Origin of the sequence: Pseudoalteromonas luteoviolacea NCIMB 1942, assembly GCF_001625595.1 — a bacterium.
In the GTDB taxonomy this organism is placed as follows: domain Bacteria; phylum Pseudomonadota; class Gammaproteobacteria; order Enterobacterales; family Alteromonadaceae; genus Pseudoalteromonas; species Pseudoalteromonas luteoviolacea_A.
In genome coordinates this window covers 1-23,132 of sequence record NZ_AUXT01000019.1, presented here as the reverse complement: position 1 = coordinate 23,132, position 23,132 = coordinate 1, and the positions used below count along the sequence as shown (strand labels likewise).

Below are 23,132 nucleotides of genomic sequence, written 5' to 3'. Positions count from 1 at the left end.
TTTTTAGGAAAATATTCATGTTGCAAAATAAAATTCATGAAAGACCAAATTTTCGAACAACATTTAGGCAAGAACACATATTAAAAATAACATCAATAAGCTTATTCGGCACAATGTAATAGAATGTAAAAATTCAGAATTATTGAAATGACTTACTTGATAAATAACCGAGAATAAAAATTAACACCATAATTACAAAAAACATAGTAACGAGCTAAGCGCTCATTACTATGTATAAAAAGCTGCTAAACTAGTCGATATTAACTTTCTTTATGTTAATTGAAACACTGCCACTAGAATATGTAGATTCACCAATCAAAAATAAAGAAATATCACTTTGCGGCTTAATATAGACAGGACTTGATTCGTTAATAACTTTAACTTCTCTATCGCCATCGATATTTATATAACTCATCCCTACTGAATTATACTTACCACCTAAGTTATTATAAGAAGCGTTATTTTCCATAATTTCTAAAGAGTAAGTTAAATTTGGTTCAACGCTATGTGTTAACACTTCACCTGAACCCGCACCTAACGCATTTAATTGTGCATTCAAGGTAACTAAATCACCCTTGATTTTAGACACGCCACTGACCTGAATGCGCAGATCACGAATTGTTACGCTTGAATCAGTTGTGTATGGCGTAAAAGCAATTTTACCTTCTCGAATAAAACTTTTAGAAAAACCTTCACTTTCATTAAAACATGTTGAGAAAGTTGGCCTTGCTAAACTACTTGACCGGCCACTTTGGCGATTATCACCTCTGTACGTATCACTATAAACGAAATACTTGTACAGTGTGATACCAGCCTCTCCAGGCGTTGAGCCGTTACCAGAATACTCCGTATCCACTTCAAAACAAACCGACTCAACAGAGTCAAAATGTTTAGAAATATCTACATATGCTTTAGAAAACTCAGATAAATAACCTAGCTCTTTATTATTTAAATCAAGACCATTAGCGTCCAGCTCACTATAGCTTAATGGAAAAGTAGATTTAACCACAGGTGTTAAATTATATGTTGAAATTGAAGCTTGAGCCGAGATAGAAAAAATAAATGCTGAAGTTAGAATTGCTTTATTAAGCATGTGTCGTCCTTTTATTAAATATAAGCATAGCCCCTCTATGCCGTGGCGAATTATATATATTAAAAAAACCAAGTCAAACAAATAACATAAATAAATTAAATCAAGAAAATAAAAACCATTCATCGACCTAAAACCAACAAAAAATTTAATTATACAAATAAAAAACATTATTAAAATGTTAATACACATAGCAAAACAACTGCTATGCTTAACGACTAGTAGTTTATTCAGAGAGTCAACGATTGATGTTTGTACGTTGTGCCATTTGGCTATTATGGTTAGCTACTGCAAGTGTTTTTGCAGCCCCATTCACTGAAGCTGAGTTCGAAGATCTCAGAACAGAGATAAGAAAAGCTTCGGCGCAATCACCATTAACAGCTATTGCTACCACAGACAATATTTTAAAGAGATACGATACACAGCTTTCGGTTAGACAAAAAATCAGATTGCTGTATGGAAAGGCTTGGTTTCAAATCCAAACCGATGATGTACACAGTGCCATTTCTACCCTATCAATTTGCAAAAGAATGAGCATTCAAGTTACTGATCCGACGATTCTATCAAGATGCTAAAAGTAGAGAGCTCCCCCAACAAATGGGGGTTGGGCTAAACAATTTAGGTGAAGTATATTTAGGTTTAAAAGATTACAAAAAGGCACTCGAACTTCACAAAAATAGCCTCAGTTTAAGAGAGGAAAATAACCTCACGTATCATAGCTCTTGGTCTCATCATAATTTAGGCCGCACATACTTAGCACTCAAACAATATGAGCTAGCAGAAAGTCACCTGAACAAAGCGATTGAAATTAGGGAACATAGCAATGCAATCGCAGACAGTATTGGACCCAAAATTGACTTAATCAGGCTTAGGATTAGTAAAGGCGAGCAAACGGGAATTGAGTCTATCCTCGAAGGAATTATAACCTTAAGCGCTCAACATGCTCGTCTACAAGAGAAGGCGCAAGCATATGAATTGTTAGTTAACTACTTTCAACAAAATCAACAATGGAAAAGTGCATTCAATACCGCCCAACAGCTTATGCAAAATAAGTTTGAGTTTTTGCAACGACAAGCGGAGATTGGCGTCGCTTTTTATGCGGCCCAAATGAACCTTGCGATAAAAGAGAGAGACATAGCATCACTCACACAAGAAAACATGCTGCACCAAATCAACTCCCAAGCAGCAAGAAATCAGCTGATTTTAGTTTTAGTTGGCGTACTGATAATCGCACTGTTAACACTGTATTTTGTAAGTAGAATAAACGCAAAAAACAAAGCATTAATCGAAACGCTTGAAAACCTCAAGTCAACACAAAAGCAATTACTTGAGTCCGAAAAAATGTCAGCTATGACGACTTTGGTGTCTGGCATGGCACATCAGCTTAACACCCCCTTAGGTTTGGTTGTGACATCCGCATCATGCCTAGAAGATAAGTTAAAGGAGATCCTTGCGCTTTTAGCAGGTAAAAAGCTCAGTGCCAAACAATTGCAAACCTTTCTTGAAGACGCATCAGAAATGCTCGCAATGACGGCCAACAACTCAGCCCGTGCCGCTGATTTAATAGCACGCTTTAAAATGATTGCCGCAAATTTAGATACCAGTGAAGCTGGTTGATTTTGAGGTACTTGATTATCTCACGCAAAGATGTGGGTTGATTGCCCAAAGCCTCGAAAAAGGCATTAAACTAGAGGTGATAGGTTCGAGTGTACAACTCCACTCTCACCCTGAAATATTATTGAAGGTGATTTCTCAACTGGTCAACAACTCCTGTACCCATGGCTTTGCAACACAACATGCGGGCAATATTTCAATAGAAGTGAAAGAGCAAGACGAGTGGGTAGTGATAATGTATGAAGACAACGGTGTGGGCATTAGTGAAGAGGATCAGCAGCATATATTTGACCCCTTTTATACAAGTCAGTTAGGTCAAGGCAACCTTGGATTAGGGTTGAACATTGCCTACAACTCAGTTGTACATGTTTTGAAAGGTGAAATCAGCTATGAACACCAACCAACCGGCGCTAAGTTTATCGTACGTATCCCCAAAAACATCGAATAGAGGCAGTCTAGCAAATAAGCTGTAGCAGCCAAGACCATCCTAAACCTGATTATTGGGGCCTGAATTCTGCCATTTGATAGTAAACGTAAGTATGAGTGCTATTTAAAAGCCACGTTACTGCATCACTCCCCAAAGTTCTCTTCTGACAAGTGCACCACAAAATAAATTTTTACATTATATTTCAATATTTATGTCAATTAGATCAAATTATAAACAAAAATATTATAAGCATTTGGTCTCTTACATGTTGTTTTTAGACCGTTCCAAGCTTAAAGTTATTGAGAAACACACACCAAATTGCTGATATGTTTATTGCAGTAAAGCGCCTATTCAATCAAAGGCTCAAGTAGTTGAACCGCTTGTATGCACTGTAATTCAGGGCAGATGTCCAAGTGAATAATCAGTAGGAAATAACATGTAAAACATAAGGAACAGACATGAGTATCAACAAGCGATTTAAACTTTCGACCATTTCCACTGTCATGCTATCTACTATCAGTTTGTCAGCCTTAGCTGATGCCCCAGTATTTGATGGCCATTCTGACACGCAAAAGTTCGCTGTTAAATCAGCTAATGATCAACGCTATATTGTTCGATTCAAGCAAGATCTTTCGGGTGGAAAAACAAACTTCAACGATTTCATTGCACTAAATTACTTATTCACAGCCGGGGCTGAACCATTATTTTCACTGGGTGAGCAACAAGCGATGGTTGCGCATCTAGACGAATACAGCCTTAAAACACTGCGTGGCTTCTCGTCCGTTGAATCCATAGAAATAGACCCTAAGCGCTATTTGTCCCCTGCTATAAAATCCCAACAGGCCATCACGCCATTTGCCCAAAGCACACCTTATGGCATTAATATGGTACAGGGTCACCTGTTATCGCAATCCAACACCTCCGCAAGGAAAGTCTGTGTCATTGATACCGGCTACAACTTAGGCCACCCCGATTTGCCATATGGTAATGTGACCGGAAATGCAAATAACAATGCCGTAGGTAGATGGAACAATGACGGCAATGGCCACGGCACCCACGTAGCGGGTACTATCGCAGCTGAAAATAATAATCAGGGCGTGGTCGGTGTGTATCCTGGTATGGACCTGCACATTGTAAAAATCTTTGATGATAATGGCCAATGGACATATGCATCAGACCTTGTTAAAGCAATTCAACAATGTAAAGACGCTGGCTCACATGTTGTGAATATGAGTCTGGGTGGTGGCAACTACTCAAATAGCGAAAACACGGCAATGCAAAACTTCGTAGACGGCGGACTTATGCTCGTAGCCGCTGCGGGTAACGACGGAAATAGCTCAAAGTCTTACCCTGCGTCTTACAATTCTGTTATTTCTGTCGCATCTGTCACGTCAAATGAATCTCGCTCTTCTTTCTCGCAGTACAATGACCAAGTTGAAATGGCAGCACCGGGCTCGAGTGTCAATTCAACCTATCCTACCAATACCTATAGAAGTTTAAGCGGCACGTCAATGGCAACCCCTCACGTTGTGGGTGTTGCTGCACTTGTATGGAGCCACAACACCCAGTGTACAAACCAAGAGATCCGCGCTGCACTCAACGCCACAGCCAAAGATAAAGGCGCAGCTGGTCGGGACAACTACTACGGCCACGGTATTGTTAAAGCCAAAGATGCCTCAGACCATATTGCAGCTAATGGATGTCAAGGCGGTGGCGACCCGGGCGGCGTACAGCCAGTGAATGGCGCTTTGCCAAACCTTCAAGGGACGCAAAATGGCTGGACGCATTACACATGGGATATCCCACAAGGCGTGAAAGAAATGAGTTTACAAATCACTGGCGGAACAGGCGATGCAGACCTGTATGTGAGATATAATGCACGCCCTGATGCAAATAACTATGCCTGCCGTCCTTGGAAAAATGGCAATGAAGAACAGTGTGTGTTTACCAACCCTAGTTCAGGAAAGTGGCACATTAGTTTATATGGTTACAATAACTACAGTGGTGTAACGTTAAACTACGCATATAAATAGCAAGCTTCTCAGCGGGGGCTTCCCCCGCTATTTGATTTTATTAGTATAAGCACACTCAAAAATTGACCCTATACTTTGCTTTTGTCACTTCTGCCACACCCCAGAATGAAAGCTCCATCGTCTCTGCAAGGCAATCGACACCGTCAGTTTGTGACTAAACACGGGTGTGATTAATGGATTTGTGGGCAAAGAAAAAGCCCCGACTGGGGCTTTGATTTTCTATGCTGAACTATACTTGAACTCTTGCTTTCCCTATACGCTTGACTCCTTCTACCAAGTCGAACTCCAGCCCCGAACTCAGTATTAAATAATCTAGGCGCTCTGGGTAAAGAAACTCAATTGAAGCTTCAAAGGCCGTATCTAAAGTAGCAGCACTCGGCACATTGTGAAGAACAATAGGTAAGTATTCTTCTCCACCAACAGAGCACGCCAGAGGAGAGTATCCACTCCCCTCTGGCATACATGGACGCCCCCCCTTATCGATGGAATATATTTCAATTATAGCTTTATAATTAGTCATTCTTGATATTTACCTTATTAAACCAATCGTAAAACTCAGGCTTTTCATACACATCAATTCCCGTTGCTTTTCCAACGTCACCGGGGTCTGAGTGAGGAGTCATATTCTTTTTTTGCTTATCCGTTGGTAAATCAATGTACGTTTTCGTATATGTACGCCCTGGCTTCGCTGATGAATATTATAGTCTCCAAACATTTTAACGTCGGCTAGCTCATTATATTCTACAGCTCGCCATAGGCGCTTAGTTTCACTGTTTGTAACATCAAATTATCAAAAAATAACCGCTGCCAATTTTTCTTTAATTGAATTAATATCTTCAACGCTTGCGTCATCATATTCTTCATTAAGTACAAACTTCGTAAAGATATGATCAAGTAAAAACGAACAAAGCTCGTCCTTAGTGATTAAACCAGCATTGAAAGACTCAACAATTTCCTTCTCTGCACACTTTTCCTCTATAAACGCTAGAATATCTTTAGTATCTGGTGACTTTTTTAAGTAGATACAAATAAAAGCTACAAATATTGATAGAAGTTCTTCATTAAATGACAAATTAAACATATTTATTCCTATAAATTACAGGTCTTCGTAATTGAAGCCGCCATTACCATCAGGCTTTCTGACTTTTACTGAATTTACTTTTGTAGGCAACGGTACATCTGTTTTAATTAATATTGCATTAGGGTTACCTGGAACGGATATTTTGCTAACAGAATTGGCCTTACTTACATCAATAGTCACTTTCGCAGATAGAGCACCACCTATTGAAGAATCTGCCCCATGTACAAAAGTATCCGATTGATTACCACTAAGAAAAATCTCACCTTGAGAATTTGGATTCATAGCACCATCACTTCTAATTGAGTCTATGTTTTTAGCCTTGGTTCCATGGTACCCAGTTACATTGTTTGTAACATCTAACTATTAATAATGGCCGCTACTTCAGTTTCGTCGATCTCTTCAAAGCCAGATGCGCTTAGCTCGCTTTTAATATTTTCGATTTGATTAACTTTTCCGATAAACTGCATTGCCGCATGTGTCTCACCATCGTCATAAGCTCTACAAAGTACAATTCCTAGGTCATTATCAAAAATAGAGCCTACGTTTTCTAATTTAATTCCACTCTCTGTCTTTTGAAAGCTATCTAAAAGGGATTGCTGAGATAGAATTTTGGAGCAAAATATTAACGATGAATATCTATATTGAGATAGTGAATCTAGTGACAAGCTTTTAATATTACCTGTCTCATTCTTTATTGAAGAATATATCCCTGTAGACTCATTCTTTTTTAATAAATCTTGATCGCTGAAACCTTCTGTTAATTGTTTTTTAAGTTTCAGCTCCTGTACTTTTGAACCTACAAATGCGTTTCCCGTGGTGAACCATTTAAAAACATTTGGTAAGAAAGTAAGCAAAATAGGAAGAAAACTAAACCAAGTTTTACTTAAGCTATCAATATCACGTTGAATTACAGTGATAGTAGCAACGCTACTATCACCCGCTTTTTTTGATTGCTCCCAAAGGTTTATACCTTCATCGTACACAAAAATTGGCTTCATTATTAATCCTGTTTTATATAGGTGTGGGAGTCAGCATTATTCTTCAGTGACTGTTTAATGCCTTGGGCGTTGCGTAGTTCACTATTGAAATTATCGCTCGTATGCACGCAGAAGAAATCGCAAAGTTTTTGCGCAATGATAAACAAAAGAAAAGCTAGCAACTCAAACATAGCGTTAGCTCTAGTCAAAATGGGACACGCCAGTTGTTAAAACTGCGCGTGCCCTGCTCGGTGCAGCATATACTAATCACACTATCTGCGCCTCATATCCGCTAGCCTTTTACCAATTTCGGACTTACTTAACCACATTCCTCTTGTCATAACTCCGGCAATTTCACGGGTGTTAGAGATATCATCTAAAGGGTTTGCATCGAGTAACACTAGATCTGCGGACTTTCCGACTTTGATACTACCAAACTCACTTTCTCGCTTGAAAAACTTCGCTGGCTGTATGGTAGTTGAACGCAGAATTTCAATGGGTGACATGCCAGCATCCCGCATCCAAATCATTTCTTCATGCAATGACTCACCTGGTATGTTAAATACCTGAGGAGCATCTGCACCTAACAAAATTCGCCCTCCAGCCTGAATGTACTCTTTTAAGAACTCCAAACGAATTGACATATACTCGGCAATTAGCTCTTTAGAATAGTACTCATCATTTTGGATACGTGTTTTAGTTCTTTTCCAGTTATTGAGCTCTGAATCAGTCATTAGTTTATACTTTGGTTTTTTAGCTAATTCAGATGGTTTTTCTGGAGACATGAACCCCCAGACCATGGTTTGTGTGGGTATTAAATGCACGTTAGATTGTGCAAGCTCACTGGCAAGACGCTTGATATGCTTTCTATCGATTGTATTGACTAGCCCAGTGCCAAAAAACCCCATGCTGGAAACATTTCGATTTCCAGAGCGAAGAGAAAGCTCTGCAAAAATACCGTCTAAGTGTTCAATGGTACCTTGGCCAAGTTCTATACTTTTTAGTATGCCTGTTTCAGCCGTTACGTGACCACTAAAGTCGAATTTTAGTGCGCGTGCTTGTTTAGCAACGCCTTGAAATTCGGCATCACTCATACCCGGATGTATTTTGATGAAATCGTAACCTTTCTCAAATTGTGCTTTCGCGCGCTTTGCCGCTTGCCCTTTGCTAACTACGCTATTCCCATTAAAAGATGGTCCTGAAGTAATCAACCTAGGCCCTGAGATTTCGTTATTTTTAAGCTGCTGACGAACTTTAAGATGTGATGGATGTCCTAGCATCCCTCTAATTGTCGTAATACCAAATGCATTGAAAAGAAATAGATGCTCATGCAACTTACTGTCCCCACCCCAGGAAGGACGCACATGTGCATGCATCTCTGTAAACCCAGGTACTAGGTATTTCCCAGTAGATGCTATTGTTATCATTTCTGGTCGCGCCTTGAGGCTACCAATGCTCACGATTTTTCCACCACGCACGAGCACATCTTGATTTTTGTTAAATTTTCCAGATTCAATATCAAGCACATTTGCAGATTTAAATAACACATTCTGCGCAATCAGGGGGGTGCTTACTAACAAAAATACCGAAGTAAAGACTAAACGCAATCGACTAAACGCCATGATGTTATTCCTTTATAAGAGACTAGAACTCACTATACTTTGTTGATATTTAATTACAATCTTAAAAAAGTAGTTGCAAAAAGCCACACTGACACACTCATTTAACTTTAAAGAAACATGATTAATACTTAACCTTATGTTTCCAAAATAGATAAATATAGTAGCGTTGATTAATATCTAACTTTCTCGGTAATTAGTAATACTTTTTATCAGGGTTAGACCTAATAAGGACACGCACAAAAACAATTATTAAGGACAAACAATGACTTCAAAAATAGCCTTCTTTGGCCTCGCACTAACAACTTTAACACTCGGCTTGGATGCAAGTGCAGGGCAAGATATTACATTTAAATTAGCTGCAACTACAGACGGTTCAACACATCCAGTGTCCATGCCGATTATGGGCCGGAATGCATTCTCATTTGACTTATTACTAGACTATCAATATCAGAGTAACGCGGCCGATGCGTTATTTTGTACTATCAAGATTCATGTACCATAGAAAACATGAGTGGCTCAGTAACTCTGTCTAACATTCACTAGGAAAGAGCTTCGATCAACGGTTCAATTCAACAGTTCTCTAGCTGGATGTATGTAAACGCTCAAGAACCAACTGCAACAGTTTTAATCCCTTCAAGTAACGTACACTTTTATTATTTGAATAAAGAGAAACCGACATCCACATTAAACGTGTATCGTCGCTCTTCCCTACAGGTCAGTAATTACGTACGAACAAGTCTCCAAACAACTAAAAATGTAAATAACACAGGCTTTGAAATAGCGCAGTTCCCGCATACACAAGCGAGTATGGTGTCAAATTCTCGATGATGGCTAGCTCTATGAATTTAGCCGTACTAAACACCCACAGCATCGTGCATCAAAAGGGTTAACTTCACCCAAGAAAATCAAACTACGGGCCCGGTTACAACCACGTTATGTGCTCCCGGTAATGACGTAACGACCTTTGTAGGTATTGACGCTAAAGCTGAGCGCGTTGCTAACATCTCGACACAGGCTCCTGACGAATTAAAGCACCTATACTAATAGAGTGATAACTCTTTGCACATTTCTAGGGCTGAAATATATCTGGCACTAATGGCACACTACCGTACCGCATACCTGTGAGTTTATTGCGCATATCCCTACTACACAGGTAATCAATTAAAATGACAGAAGCATCTAGCTTGGACTGATAATGTTCAAATATTAAAGGGAGGAATTTAAAACGTATGAGCGATTAAAACGACAGTTACGCTTCAATTAGTGCTCGCTCTACCCATCAACCAAAAAAGAAAAAGTGAGTGTTAAACACAATCTTTCACTATTTTCTAAATGTTCTATACGTTCTAATTAGAGATTGACAAACTTATTCCAGCTGAATATATTATCGCGACGAGTGAGCGGTCTTCTATGATCTGAATCAAGCCTCAGCTTTGGAACAGAAAAATCAAAACAAATTTTTGAATTTTCCAGCACTTGAGGTGACAAACATTGTAGTTTTGTAGCATCGCTCTTCATTCAAGTTTTTGATATGTAATAGCATGGAGATATGCGATGGATCATTGGTCAGATTTTTTCCCTTATATTTTTATGGCAGTTAAGGTTATTGCGTTAGGCGTTGCTGGTTATTTCGCTGTCAAATGGCATTTCGATCAAGACAGAAAGTTGAAAGAAAAAGAAAGCAAAGAAAGCTAGCTTAAGCGTAAGACTGCTCTCTTAGCAATTCCAAACGAGATTGGAAACTAAGATTGTCTGCTGTTTGGTCGAAGTAAAAGATGAAGAGGCATCCAGTATTAATTTAATGGATGTCTTGCCAAATTCTTTTTTGATTACTCATATATTCCAAGCTTGTTACTCCATAAGAAATTCGCGCTACCTTAGCACCTACAAAGTAGAAAAGCACAGTAGATTAACACTGTACCTCCTCCTGCACTCTTGTACTAACCAGCTGCTTTCTAAATTCTAACCGCCTGATTCACATAACCTCTTTTTGTTATATGGAATACAGCATCAAAGATCTTTTTTGGGTAAAAAGTGTGCCCAACTTTCTTGTAGCCTATTTGACTTCGACACAGGTAAATAAACCGCCTTTAAAGCTAGCAATGTTGTGACTACCTTAACCATTACTATGCACTTTCCCTCACGTTGCAATGGGTGATCTGATCTTTCAAAATTAAGTTGACCTTGACATAGGAGCATCAACGCCTGCGTTGAAAGCTTCTTCCTATCAATGAAAGTTGAAGCTATTCAATATGAAACAATTATGAATCGTGAAACTATGCGTCAGCACATATTTGAGTACATCGAAATTGATTATAACAAGAAGAGAAGGCGTAGTGCCGTGGGCTACTTAAGCCCATAAAGATTTGAACAATTAAACATCGCTTAATGAAGTGTCCAGTTTTACTGGTTCAGATCATTTATTGATAGTCCTATATGTCCAGCTAAACTTAGAGCATCATCGGCAAATTGTATGCCCATTAAAGCAGGCATGTTTTTGAAAGAATGTACTTTCTACCATTTGGGCAGATTGTAAACTGCTAACATATAGCGCTGTTCATGAAATATGGACTCAAAGGCTAAGGAGGCTTAATGACAGAAAATAAACCTGACCAACGGCATGCCCACGTTAAGCAGCTGCTTAGCAAAATGGACCCAGAAATCGCCGCAAGCTTTAGTTACAAACAAAGAAAAGCACTGCAAAAAGTCATCAATACCCGAGACTGGAATAATCATAAAATAGACTTTAGGCCGACATTAGCTTTGCCATTTTTACCTTGGAGCTTTTATTTTGTTTTCCTCGGCGGGGTGAACAAACGTAGTTTGAGCTCAGCAGAGCGCGTTACTGCAGCCATTGCATTTTTAACCACCCTGCTAATTATTGGGTTTATTTTGCTTGGTATTGTATTTGTTATTCTCTATTTGTTTAAGTCTTGGTTAGGTATTGATTTTTTCCCTGATGAATCACTGGGAGTTTGGGACCAATTTAAAGACCTGTTTCGGTAGTAAGGTTTACAATCAGTATTCAAGTAGAACTCTAAAGGCGTTTGTGAGCAGGGCGGGATCATAATTTGTAAATAACTACAATTCATGATCAAATAACGCTTTAATTTTTTGCAGTGTAATGCTCTTTATGTCTCTTTTTGACAGAAACGTGCGTTGATGGACACTCCATTTGAAACTTGCGTTGCTGAAACTTGTACTCATCACTGCATACGCACACACATCAATACAAAACACCTTGGCCAGTTGCAATAACTTATCTTCAACCCACCCTCTTCGATGCTCATAAGACTTGCCCGATACTTTATCTTCTCCGCATAAATACGCTCGCCTTACGCATCTAGAGATACAGTGATAGGGTAATCCTCCCATTTTTAATGGTCATCAAAAATAGAGAGTTAAGCTACAGCCAATGGCTATTTTCCTCCATTAGCTTTGTGTGGTCTTTTATGATTATAAAACCACAGCCAACTTGTAGCATGTTCTTGAACTTCTTCCAACGTATCAAATAAGTTTTTGCTCAACCAACTATATCGAATTGTTTTGTTATGTCGTTCGATGTAAGCGTTTTGTTGTGGGTTTCCTGGCTGAATATATTCAATTCGAATTCCATGTTGTTTAGCCCAGTGAATGAATTCATGACGAGTAATAAGGACAGGCACATCTTTGCCCTAATCCCAAGTATTCGGTGAGACCACAAATGAAAAAGCCCCAGCAAGTGCTGGGGCTTATAGATGATTGTAGGATTATCCAATCTAAAATCAGTTTAGGAGCAGGAGCAGGCCTGTCCTAAACTTATCTTTCACTTTCCAGATTTACAAAGATCCAATATATGGCCCATTTACTAGAACGTGGTTCCGATACGTCTGCACCATTCATTTGCTTTCCCTCTCGCTCCGAAGTACTGAACAGATTCAAAATAGATGGCTCAAGCCAAACCGCTGCCATGCAGTCGTCAGGTATTGAATCAGGCGCTGCGACAAAAGCGAGTGGTGTTGCAACTCTATACTCTTGACTTGAGATGGGCCACCTTCCAATGTTTTGCTCAGTCTCTGTACTTCCATTTTCCTTTTGATAGCTCCAAGCTTTACGGACAACTGACGAAAATAGTGAAACATTATCATCTGTAATGGCATTTCTTAACGAATTGATTGAATGATAACTGTCACCGTTAATGAGCTTCCACTTTCTTATTTCTTCCTCCCAAATGGAAGTACATTTTCCCGTAAGTGAGAAGTGCTCTTTCAAGCTTGCAAACTTGTTTTCCTTTGAATCGGCTGCGTCAGTTTCTTGGCTCGTACAAAGCAGAGCCATAAAACAAAATGCTATTGAAAATAAACCTTTATTCATAACTTATCCCCGGGTAAACCTTCATGACCATAATAATTAACAAGCCCTTTCAATTTGAGCGTTTTATAGTTGTGAGGCAATTTTCGGTAGGCTCTCTTCAAATGCCGGTGCGTTAATTTTCTTACTTCTAAATTACTATTTACCATATACGTTGGGTAACTCTTCTCCCATACCAATCCGAAATCATTTGATGAAAAGTTTAACTGCCCATCCCAATGACCATGCATCCAAGCAGCTATATCAAAACCGGCATTTACATACGCATCAAAAAGTGCGCCAGGGTTTATAATAGCAGCACCTTGAGGTCCCCAACCTGGAGTTACATACCCATAGTTTTCCTTTCCTAAGCGAACAAGTGCCAATTGTAGCTCTTGCTTGTTTTTAACACCCATCTCTCCATACTTCGCCCCCGCAGCAATCGCTGCTTCATCCAGTGTTTTAAAACCAGATTCTTCAACTTTAATTTCTTCAGGTATAGAAGCCGCGTTGCCCTCACCACCTGACTCTGAACCCACTTGATTCACCTTGGATACAGTATCAGAGTTTCCACTCCAATCTGCTGTCAATGCAGCCGAGAATGCACTACTAAAAGCACCATTAGCAAACTTGCCACCAGTCACTTTCGATACAGTCCCTCCAACAATAGCACCAACCACAACTTTCCCAATAGGGTTTTGAATACCTTTGCCAATTCCACCTGCGGCGGCTCCTAAACCAGCTGAAAAGAAGCCATGTCCAAAATTACCACCCATAAGCTTCGACGAAACACCACCAATTGCGGCGCTGGCTGCGATTGCTCCAATACCCTCACCATCTGGCATCGCTGCGGCAGTGAAACCGGCAAGTAACCCTTTATTTAAGCTACCTGTTACGGCGAATGTTGTAGCCGCGCTATAAACTGCTGAGCACCACGCTTGACAACCAGGGATGAAGTTTAGCCCGATTGATATTGCTGCATTTAACCAAGGAATTTGACTAATTGTCTGAAGAAGCTTCCATGTTCCTGTCATCTTCATAGCACCTTTCAGTAGCTTCTTAAAGAAGTAACCGCTCGGATCCGTGTAGCTCAATGGGTTATTCAGTACATATGTGTACGGGTTGTAGTTTTGCAGGTTAGCCGGCGCTTGCACAAAAGGATCAGCCTGCATAAATCGCCCTGTACTTGAGTCGTATATCCGTCCATTCATATGAATGATACGGTTATCATCAGACAGAGATACTGATTCATGACCGGTATACCCGCGCAGGTTTCTTGGCAAGGATGTAAATAAACCACTGGGGTCTTGATTTAAATAGGTATTTTGCCAGTTGTCTATTTCCTCTTTTTTGGCAACCGACTTCTTACCCCATACATCATACTCAAAACGTTCGATCAGATTTAAATTATTGTCTGTGACAACAATAATAGAGCCCTGATGATCCGTGAACAACCAGTTAGTGTAGCTGGTATCTGTGCCATAGTATTTTTGTAGCGCATCATTGCCGATATAACGTTTGATATGAGCTTGCTCATTGTCAGTATCGGTTACAGTAAGCTCTAACGCCCCCACATAATAAATGGTTTGTGTGCCGTCAGTGCGTTTATATCTGTTGTTATTAACATCATACGCAAAGTGTACAGTTTCACCGTTGCCAGTAAGCGTAACTGCTTTATTACGTCCTGAATATACGATACTTCTATACGCTGACGACGCTCCATTTTTATACATCGCAATTTCGTTGCCATTGGCGTCGTACTCAAACCGCTCAGCTGATGGCGTCGGCAAAGTGGAAGTAACGCACTCGTTTGCAACGTTGTTGTAAGTACTCGCAGAGCGAGAGCTCAGGGCATGTCTTGGAGTCCCCTCTTCACCGAATTCATTTGTCCACTGATGATTAACAACCAGTAAATCCTCGATTAAGCTATCGCATTGGTGCTGCTTTACAAAGTAGTAATCGCTTTTCGTCTTTAATGCGCCATCTGCTTCATAATCAAATAGCCTAACGTTGTTTACATGGGTTATTCGATTGAGGCTATCATATGCATAATTGCGTGTTTGCATTAGATTTTGTGAGCGGCTTAATAGGTTGCCCAGCGCATCAAATGAATACACATCATTTTGAATATGTGCATTTCCTTCAGTCTTTATAGACGACACCATACCATTGTGATCATAACCGACCACCATTTGCTGAGTGCCCTTGTAGTACTTAGTCACTTGGCCCATTGCATTGACCGCATCGACTAAGAAATAAGACTGCTTGTTAGCAATATTACGCGCTTCCAATACTTGGTAAACGTGACCAGCACGGTAGCGCTGCAATGTGCCTCGGGCTTCAATGTAGTCACCGTTCTCTTTACGTCTATAGTCGTCAAACTGGTATGCTACACGACCGTATTCGTCAAAGCTGGTTTGCCTGATAACACACTGACTTGTGAGCGGATCGTGCATTGACGCCGGGCTATCCGATGTTAGCCTCAAATCACCCACTTTAGGGTCAAAAGTGACATTATCTTCACACACAAGATCAGACTCGACCGAGGTCAATGTAGCCACATTGCGGCCCAAGATATCGTAGTAATAAAACTCCTTCCAGTCAGCACCTTGTTGTACAGAAATCAAGCGATGCAGATCGTTTGATGACGTTCCGTAGTGCCAAGCGCTCTTTCCTTCAATTTTAAGGTGTTCGCCTGAGCTACCCTCAGTCCATGACTCGACTTTTCGACCAAAGCTGTCGTATCTCAATTGAGTTGTAACACCACGAGCATCGGTTTGAGAAATCAAGTCACCAAAGCCATTGTATTTATAGCCCCAATCTCCTCGATCTACGTCCTCGACAAGCTCCTTTCTACCTAGCGCATCATAGTGCGTTTTAATAAGAGGCGTACCAGCATCAGACTCTGCTGAAGAATATACCTCGGTTTGCAAGCCAGTCGGGTTATACACATAGGTAAGTGTATTTCCTATATTGTCTTCAACGGATACTGTTTGACCCAACCCATTTGTGTAGGTAATGGTGGTTTGACTCGCATCTAACCCTGACTTGCTCTCTCCAGATACGGTTGCTGTGTGCTTCAAGCTCTCATATTCGTGGGTCGTCGTTAAACCAGAAGTTGTATCTTCGATACTCGTTACTCGATCAAACACATCATAGCTGGTCGTTATTCGGCCCAATTTACCGGGCTCATTAACCTCAACAACTCGGCCATATTTATCGTAAAAAGTTAGTGCCTCTATCCAAGCATTTTCTTTATCAATCTCACTCACTGTACGAGTGCGGGTTTTGTATAACCTACCCAATCTGTCAAAAAATTCGTATTTGATTTTTTCGCCATTGACAACTGACACTGACTGATAAGCACAATATGTCTGTGAAGAATCAGTACACGCTTGAGTATACGAATAACTATGCGCACCAGTTGCCGAATAGCTTCCTATTTTCTGGCCAAATGAGTCGTAAATTAAACCAGATAAGACACCGTCAATACTGCGCAGGGTTAGAGGTTGACCAAATCGGTTACGAGATTCCACTTTCGCACCTTCAATGACTTTGTTACCGCCATCTGCCAGTTGTTTTGTGTAGTCGACATATCGGCCATTGTCATAGACGGTTTCTGTGCTGCGAATTAGCTCATTACCGCTTTCACAATCTGTGGTCTTAGCATCCGTTTGAGTGATATTCCCCCATACGTCGTATTGATATGATTTAGTTAGCTTTAGATCGCAACCAAGGTCTGCACCAACAATCTCATCTTTTAACATGTAGGCAAAGTCACTACCTGAAGGGTAATAGGTAAACTCACTTTTCGATGTTGAATACTCTGTATTGCTTAGCGTATGTGTAACACTTGCTGATGCAAGGCGCCCTAAACGTTTTGCAATCGGGTCGCTCGGGTATTCGTTCACCGTTTTTACCACTTTAAGGGGCGAAGCATTACTCGTACCGTCAATAAATGATGTAGTACCAGTAAGCGTATAGTTGGATACTGACAGGGTATCCACATTGCCATATTTATCCTGATCTATGATCGTTTGTGTACAGTTGTAATCTTTTGCCTCTAGAGCAGAATTAAACAGCCCTTGGCATTCTCTTACTTCTTTTTGGTATACCTTCTCGACGCCAACTTCATTGGAATCAATGTCATACTCATTAATCGCGGCACTTACTAGCGTATTGTCCATCCATTGATGAGTTGAGTGTGGCATGCCTGTAAGTGGGAATGCTTGATGGTAACGGGTCGTTGTTTTAAAGGTTTTGCCACCCTTCTCATGGGCTGTTGAAACCGCTTGAAAACCCAGCATGCCTCGTCCACCAAACTGCGCTTTAGCGCCTTGGTACTGGTACTCTATGCTGGTTGTTGCGTTGAGTTCACTTGCCAATGCCGGGCTATCAGATGTCACCTTACTAACAAGCGGCATTGCCCCCATCAACTCAGACACCTTTAAGTTTTGATTAGCAAATAAATTAGTATCTTGGTCTGTCGGCGCCTGCGCCTCAAGATAAACTTGCGAGAACAAACCGCTTGCACTGGTATCATTTAGTAAACGATATTCAATTTGGGTTTTATTTTGCCCTTTGTCATTACCACCTTGATATATGGTCGAAAGCGCGCCTTCATGGGCTTTGTTAATCGAATTGAAATACACCCTTACGGCACCTTTAGACTTGTGAACCAAATTCAATTTGGCGTCACCTTCAACATCAGCTAAAAAGGCGTTGTCTCCTCGGTCTATACTAAAATAGTTGACAGTCAGTGCATTTGAGCCTTGATCACTAAAATGAAGTCCATCAGGTTGCCACTCATATTTACGCCATATACGGGACTTTTCATTCCAGAAATATAACTCCGCCCGCCCGTCGCGATCGACATCAGAGATCATAGGTGGAATTTTGTCCGATACTGAATCACTGTCGCTTTGCTCAGTTGAAAACTTGCCAACTTCATCAAAGTAGGATTTACGTCCACTGCGATTGAGCAACACATGCCAACTTATTTCATCTAGGCTTGCATGTTTACGCATGTAAATAATGTCAATTAATCCGTCACTGTTAATATCAGCAGGAGTTAAAAATTGAATGTACTGCGCGTTGAGCGTCTGACCTTGATTTGTAATATTACTGCTTTCAAACCGTGCTAAAGTTCTCTCGCCATTTGCAGCACTCGCAACGCCTTGGTTGTAATGTACCATGATCCTGTTAGCGTGGGCCTCTTCACAATCACCAAAGGTTGGGCACATTAATGCGACAATATCAGCCAAGCCATCAAAGTTCATGTCTAGCAACTGCCAGTCAGTGCCTTTTTGGGTGAAACGTCCCCATTTACTCGCTAATTCGGTATCAAGTTCAAAGCCCTTTGTGAAGCTTTGTAAGTTGTGATCCCAGAAGCTGGCGTGAAGGTTTTTATCATCTTCATGAGTTTTATACACTAAGTCGGCATGACCATCGCCATCTAAGTCCGCCATTTTAATTTCGAACATCGGCGCAGCAGGGTCATACAGCGGTAGATCTGTCGCTTCACTAAAACGGCTATTTACAAATTCAAACTGCTTCCAGTAGTGCGCTTTTGGCGATAGAGACTTTTTAGAAATATAGTTTACCCAAATAGCCTGTTTACCATCGCCATCAACATCCACTGCTAATATTGAAACATAGTCATCTTCACCCAGACGGTAGTCTGTTTCATACGCGGTCATGTCTAGGTTGCCATCAGGACCAAAGTAGTCTTCCGGGTTTGGTTCGATGCCCCGCGTGATATCTATACAATCGATTTCTTGCGTATCACTCGTTGACGCACACAGTCGATACTCCCTTGAGCTCTTATTGTGTAACTTTTCAAGTGTGATTATTTCAGTAGCGCCATCCCCTTGGAGATCAGCAAGTGTCATTGCCGCCATGCCATGACCCGTGCTCGACACATCACCATAATATTCTTGGAAAGGTAACTGAGTTTCAATCGGATTATAATCAAACCTGATTGGCTGTTTACAAACTTCATTGCCGCTCTGCGTCTCAATACATTGCGCAACTTCCCTAAGCTGTCTAACGCCATTTGCCGCTTCGTCAAATACAAAGTCGTAACGGCCCAGTGATACATTATTGTGATTAGTTATAGAGATACCATCAATTTGCGCATCATCAAATACTTCTGAGTATTCAGTCACTGATACCGAACGGGATTTCAGTGCTTTAGACAGTGCAAACTTTACAGTATTACCACTATAGTTGATCTCCTCTAAAGCAGGCTGAGACTGCCTTGCGTCGCTAAATACGTGCTTATAGGTATAGGTGATAGCATTGTCTTCGCGTCCAATATTGTCGGTCACCTTGCGCAATAACCAAGTCGTGATTTGAGCTGTGTCGCTCATATCCGTGATCTCAACACGGCTATTCGCTGTGTCACCAAACACTTTTACCGAGCCATCTTTCCCTAGCACCTCAAAGTAGTCACCATCTTGGCCTTGCCTGCGCAGCACTCTAATATGGCTATCGATTTCAGTTTTATATACAGCAATATATTGGCCGTCGTAATCCTGATCTTGCTCGTCAATCTCAATTAAACGTTGACCGTTTAAGCAATAGCGGTCATTTTCATCGAAATTAATATGTCTAAACTGACCATCTTGAGCAACCGTTTGTCGACATCGTTCAATGCTCTCTGCCGCGTTGACACTCCAACCAAGCGCCAAGGCACTTTCAGGGCTTTGTGAGTGATAAGATAAGCTTACACTTGGTGTAACACCTGCAATTCCGCTCGGAAGTGAAATTGGAATATTATAACTTGCGGCGCCCCCTTCAGTGACTCTAAAGCTACCAAGCGTTGCCCCTTGCGCTGCATTATCTTCCAATAAAAACGAGCTCAGCGAAGGCTTGCTGGCTGCACCTACACCTAAATTCACACCGATAGGTCCATCTGCTGATGTGTCTTCTAAATCTAAGTTAACCTCTTGCGAGAAATTAGCCGAACACGCTCTAACTTGCACGACTTTACCTTCGATTGCTGGAATCGTTAAGCAAGCTTTAGCTCTAAACCAGTGTATACCTTCACCAAATTGGTTGCGATATGTGGTCAAGTAACGCTCAGCGTTTTGGTTCGCGTCAATGACAGCTAGCTCATGATATGGAGATGTACCTGTGCGATATTCTAGATAATAGCTATCTACTCTGACATCAGAAGAGGCAGAAAGTATCGTATCGCCTTTATCACTCACCAATGTTAAATCAGGAGCCATCAGCATATCTGAGCTATCCGATGCCAAAGTGCCCGCGTTGATCTCTACCCAGTCGCTGATCCCATCGTTATCACTGTCCATGTCATAGCTACAATTATTTCCTACCAAGCAGAAGTCGTAGTAATAGTACAGTATGTTATACGCGGCATCTGTATATTGACTGCGACTGCTATTTAATAGCGCAATTGCAACATCGGCATGGGTTGTACCAGCCTCAAGTTCACTTACCCACTGTGCTTGAGTTTTGCCAGCAAGGGATGATGAACCATCTAGGTATTTAAATAATTGTTCGACAAATTCAGCATATTTGTCAGGTTCAGTTAATAGATTTTCGTTAGCATTAATTAATGCATTGACCAATTCGTTAAAAGGATGACCATGCGCTAGCAAATACGTCAAAAAGCTAATTTCTGCTTTTGAAGGATTTTTTTGCAATAGGACAAAGATTGCCTTGGCAACGTCGGCGACCCCAGCATTATCTTGACTTGGTTGCCATTTTGTCGGTTGCCAACTAGCAAGTTCATCTTGGTAGTTGTCAGCGAGAAGCGTATCAATTTCGTGCCATTTAAATGCATTTGCGCCCATCATACGGTCGCTAATGTCATGCACTTCACCATCGCCTGTTTCAATTCGGACCATGGATGGGACTAAGTCGGGGTCTTGAGAAGTGCTTGAATCACATAACTCAGCACTCACTTGCTGCCCCTGACTATCAACACACTTTGGAGCAAAAACTTGAGGTTGTTTCGTGATACCACCACTGTGTGGGAAGCTGTAGTGCCATTGCACATCGCCATTGTCTGGATTGACTGAATAAAGCGCACCACCTAGCGTGCCAAGGTATAAGTTGTTTTGTTGATCTAACTGCGCTTGGGCTTCTGCCACACCAGCTGTTTTAAAAAACCACTTAAGCATCATGTTATTTTGGCTAAATACATGCTCTACTTTATAAAAGTTTTCGTTTTGTGCACCAAAATAAACTGCATCTCGCCCGTCCTGACTCTCAACCAGAGGCTTAGACTTCACTGCAAAATCTCTTGCAAATGGCGTGGTCGCAATCAATCCATTATTGTGCTTGGACATATCGACAAAGAATGATTTAAGGCCTGTTTCACCGCCGATATAAAGATAACCATTATTACTATAGGTATAAGGTCTATCTAGATTTACGGCAGTTGAGCTACCAGAGTCATCCACCGTGATGCTGCTATAAACAGGTTGTCCATTTCGTTTCCCTCCATTATTTGCAGTGACAATCACACCGCCTTGGCTTAGCGCATCATTGAACTTACCGTCAACTTCTGCAGTGAGCTTTCCACTCTCTAATGTTAAGTCATTCGGATTTAAAAACAGTGTTTCACCTGTTTTTCTAATTCTAATTTCTGCGGCCGATTGATAGCTATGTAATCCAAACCCACTGATTGTCATTGTGCTTTTCGAAGTAACGTTTTTCGCCGCCTGAGTCGGTTTCGAAAAAGACACATCAGTGATGCTAGGTGGTATATGCTCAATAGTTAGTTGATGCCCACCTGTACAGCGAACATTTCCATTGTCACACGATACTATTTCATAAGTGCGAAGCCCAATATCGAGGTTCCTGATACCAAAAGAAAGTGAGCGAATGCCGCTAATATGAGTAGTCACCATACTGCTTGACTTATCGCTCGCAAGACCAGGCCAAGATAGCACTTTATAAGAAGTTGTATTGCCATCATTTTGGTTGACCCAATTGAGTGTAAAGTCACCGCTTACCTGTGCTTCAGTATTGGTAATAGACGTTGGCATAGGTTGAATTGTGTGTTTTATGCCATCTTTAGTTGCTAACCCCCATTGACCATAGTTCGAATGACGTACACCTCTGACTTTAACTTCCAAAGTTTGATTCTGATGATGCGCCTGAGTCCGTATATCAAAATAGTACTGAAGCTTATCTCGTACACTGACCCACCTAGGTACAGTCTGAATATACTCGTCACCAATTTTAACTAAGACTTCTAAAGCATGGGCGTGATTAAAGTCTGTAATTGTCGCTGAGTAGATTCCCTCTTCTGGGTTTGAAATCGCAACATTCGGTGTGCTTGGTGTAGCATGATAGAGAACTTCAAATCCCCAACTAGTTGCTGAAGCTTCGTTCCCTGAATTGTCTTTAGCAACAACAGTAAGCGGGATTGTATCAGCAAAATCCGCTCGCTCTGGCGTCCAAGCAATATTGAAATTAATGGCTCTTTGCTTAGTCCCTTGTGCTGAGGAAATCACACTACCATTGGAAAAGCGTTGTGGCAACGTAGGAGATACCGTGTATGAAGCAGGATTTACTACCTTATTGCCAATTCTCAACTCGAGACTATCTACGCTGTAAGATGCCTTACCTGAAACAGGCGTTGTAACCTGCACAGGAAATCTAAACGTCCCCCCATCGGTGATCGTTTGAGTCCCTGAACTGTCGATCTTTACACCAAGGACACTTTGAAACAGAACGTTCCTTATCGAAGCATTAACTTGACCTTGTTTGTTTTTAACATATAAGGAATATAAAGCTCGCCCAGACTCCGATTGGGTGTCTTCAAAATCACAATAAAAGTTCGTTTGGCGAGGTGAGTGTATCTCACATGTGTGAACTTTATTTAGCTCTCCACACCCATTTCGCGGATCATTTTGACCTCCAACAGTATCGGAAAATTTGCAGAAGTACAATTCTTCTACACCCAGGGTGAGATCGTGAAT

General features: G+C 41.0%; 15 protein-coding genes and 3 pseudogenes. 8 read left to right on the top strand and 10 right to left on the bottom strand.

The features are described 5' to 3' along the window. Positions 1–250 precede the first annotated feature (250 nt). On the bottom strand, positions 251–1,093 hold the full coding sequence (locus tag N482_RS01960; RefSeq protein WP_063375487.1) for a hypothetical protein: 843 nt from the start codon (positions 1,091–1,093) through the stop codon (positions 251–253). Positions 1,094–1,338: 245 nt separating this feature from the next. On the opposite strand from N482_RS01960, the gene N482_RS01955 reads away from it, so the two are divergent. The 4 genes from N482_RS01955 (at position 1,339) to N482_RS01940 (ending at position 5,164) form a co-directional block, all read left to right on the top strand. Continuing rightward, complete coding sequence (locus tag N482_RS01955; RefSeq protein WP_063375486.1) at positions 1,339–1,665, top strand: hypothetical protein; 327 nt, start codon at positions 1,339–1,341, stop codon at positions 1,663–1,665. A 22-nt stretch (positions 1,666–1,687) separates the two neighbouring features. Further along, on the top strand, positions 1,688–2,707 hold the full coding sequence (locus N482_RS01950) for a tetratricopeptide repeat protein (RefSeq protein WP_063375485.1): 1,020 nt from the start codon (positions 1,688–1,690) through the stop codon (positions 2,705–2,707). Then, positions 2,694–3,152 carry a sensor histidine kinase gene (locus N482_RS01945; protein WP_063375484.1) on the top strand — a complete coding sequence of 153 codons (459 nt, stop codon included), beginning with the start codon at positions 2,694–2,696 and terminating at the stop codon, positions 3,150–3,152. The genes N482_RS01950 and N482_RS01945 overlap by 14 nt, the downstream gene beginning before the upstream one ends. Positions 3,153–3,589: 437 nt before the next feature. Then, on the top strand, positions 3,590–5,164 hold the full coding sequence (locus tag N482_RS01940; RefSeq protein WP_063375483.1) for a S8 family serine peptidase: 1,575 nt from the start codon (positions 3,590–3,592) through the stop codon (positions 5,162–5,164). Positions 5,165–5,393: 229 nt separating this feature from the next. Here the strand turns inward: N482_RS01940 and N482_RS01935 are convergent, their stop codons facing one another. The 5 genes from N482_RS01935 to N482_RS01915 all read right to left on the bottom strand — a co-directional run bounded on the left by N482_RS01935 (position 5,394) and on the right by N482_RS01915 (position 8,844). After that, positions 5,394–5,684, bottom strand: coding sequence for a hypothetical protein (locus N482_RS01935; RefSeq protein WP_063375482.1), 291 nt, complete (start codon positions 5,682–5,684; stop codon positions 5,394–5,396). A gap of 270 nt (positions 5,685–5,954) precedes the next feature. Beyond that, a complete protein-coding gene (locus tag N482_RS01930; RefSeq protein WP_063375481.1) occupies positions 5,955–6,245 on the bottom strand; it encodes a hypothetical protein in 291 nt (96 codons plus the stop codon). A gap of 15 nt (positions 6,246–6,260) precedes the next feature. Then, positions 6,261–6,527, bottom strand: coding sequence for a hypothetical protein (locus tag N482_RS01925; protein WP_063375480.1), 267 nt, complete (start codon positions 6,525–6,527; stop codon positions 6,261–6,263). A gap of 74 nt (positions 6,528–6,601) precedes the next feature. After that, entirely contained in the window at positions 6,602–7,243 is a 642-nt protein-coding gene (locus N482_RS01920) for a hypothetical protein (protein WP_063375479.1), read from the bottom strand. A gap of 251 nt (positions 7,244–7,494) precedes the next feature. Continuing rightward, positions 7,495–8,844, bottom strand: a complete 1,350-nt coding sequence (locus N482_RS01915) for an amidohydrolase family protein (RefSeq protein ID WP_081227653.1) — start codon at positions 8,842–8,844, stop codon at positions 7,495–7,497. A 262-nt stretch (positions 8,845–9,106) separates the two neighbouring features. Between N482_RS01915 and N482_RS01910 the strand changes: the two genes are divergently transcribed. From N482_RS01910 to N482_RS01900, 4 genes and pseudogenes are all read left to right on the top strand, one after another. Beyond that, a complete protein-coding gene (locus N482_RS01910) occupies positions 9,107–9,346 on the top strand; it encodes a hypothetical protein (RefSeq protein WP_063375478.1) in 240 nt (79 codons plus the stop codon). Positions 9,347–10,398: 1,052 nt separating this feature from the next. Further along, positions 10,399–10,539 (top strand): hypothetical protein, encoded by a 141-nt coding sequence (locus N482_RS25095; protein WP_196761522.1) that lies wholly within the window; start codon positions 10,399–10,401, stop codon positions 10,537–10,539. Between the two features lie 505 nt (positions 10,540–11,044). Then, positions 11,045–11,206 (top strand): annotated as a pseudogene (locus N482_RS23965) (IS3 family transposase); the annotation flags it as partial. Positions 11,207–11,436: 230 nt separating this feature from the next. Then, entirely contained in the window at positions 11,437–11,850 is a 414-nt protein-coding gene (locus N482_RS01900) for a hypothetical protein (RefSeq protein WP_063375476.1), read from the top strand. A 195-nt stretch (positions 11,851–12,045) separates the two neighbouring features. Here N482_RS01900 and N482_RS24665 read toward each other — a convergent pair. The 4 genes and pseudogenes from N482_RS24665 to N482_RS01885 form a co-directional block, all read right to left on the bottom strand. Beyond that, positions 12,046–12,219 (bottom strand): annotated as a pseudogene (locus N482_RS24665) (transposase); the annotation flags it as partial. A gap of 44 nt (positions 12,220–12,263) precedes the next feature. Then, a pseudogene (locus N482_RS01895) lies at positions 12,264–12,485 on the bottom strand (integrase core domain-containing protein); the annotation flags it as partial. 157 nt (positions 12,486–12,642) lie between these two features. After that, positions 12,643–13,197, bottom strand: a complete 555-nt coding sequence (locus N482_RS01890; protein WP_063375474.1) for a hypothetical protein — start codon at positions 13,195–13,197, stop codon at positions 12,643–12,645. Further along, positions 13,194–23,102, bottom strand: a complete 9,909-nt coding sequence (locus N482_RS01885; RefSeq protein WP_231100769.1) for a SpvB/TcaC N-terminal domain-containing protein — start codon at positions 23,100–23,102, stop codon at positions 13,194–13,196. The genes N482_RS01890 and N482_RS01885 overlap by 4 nt, the downstream gene beginning before the upstream one ends. Between the last annotated feature and the right edge of the window lie 30 nt (positions 23,103–23,132).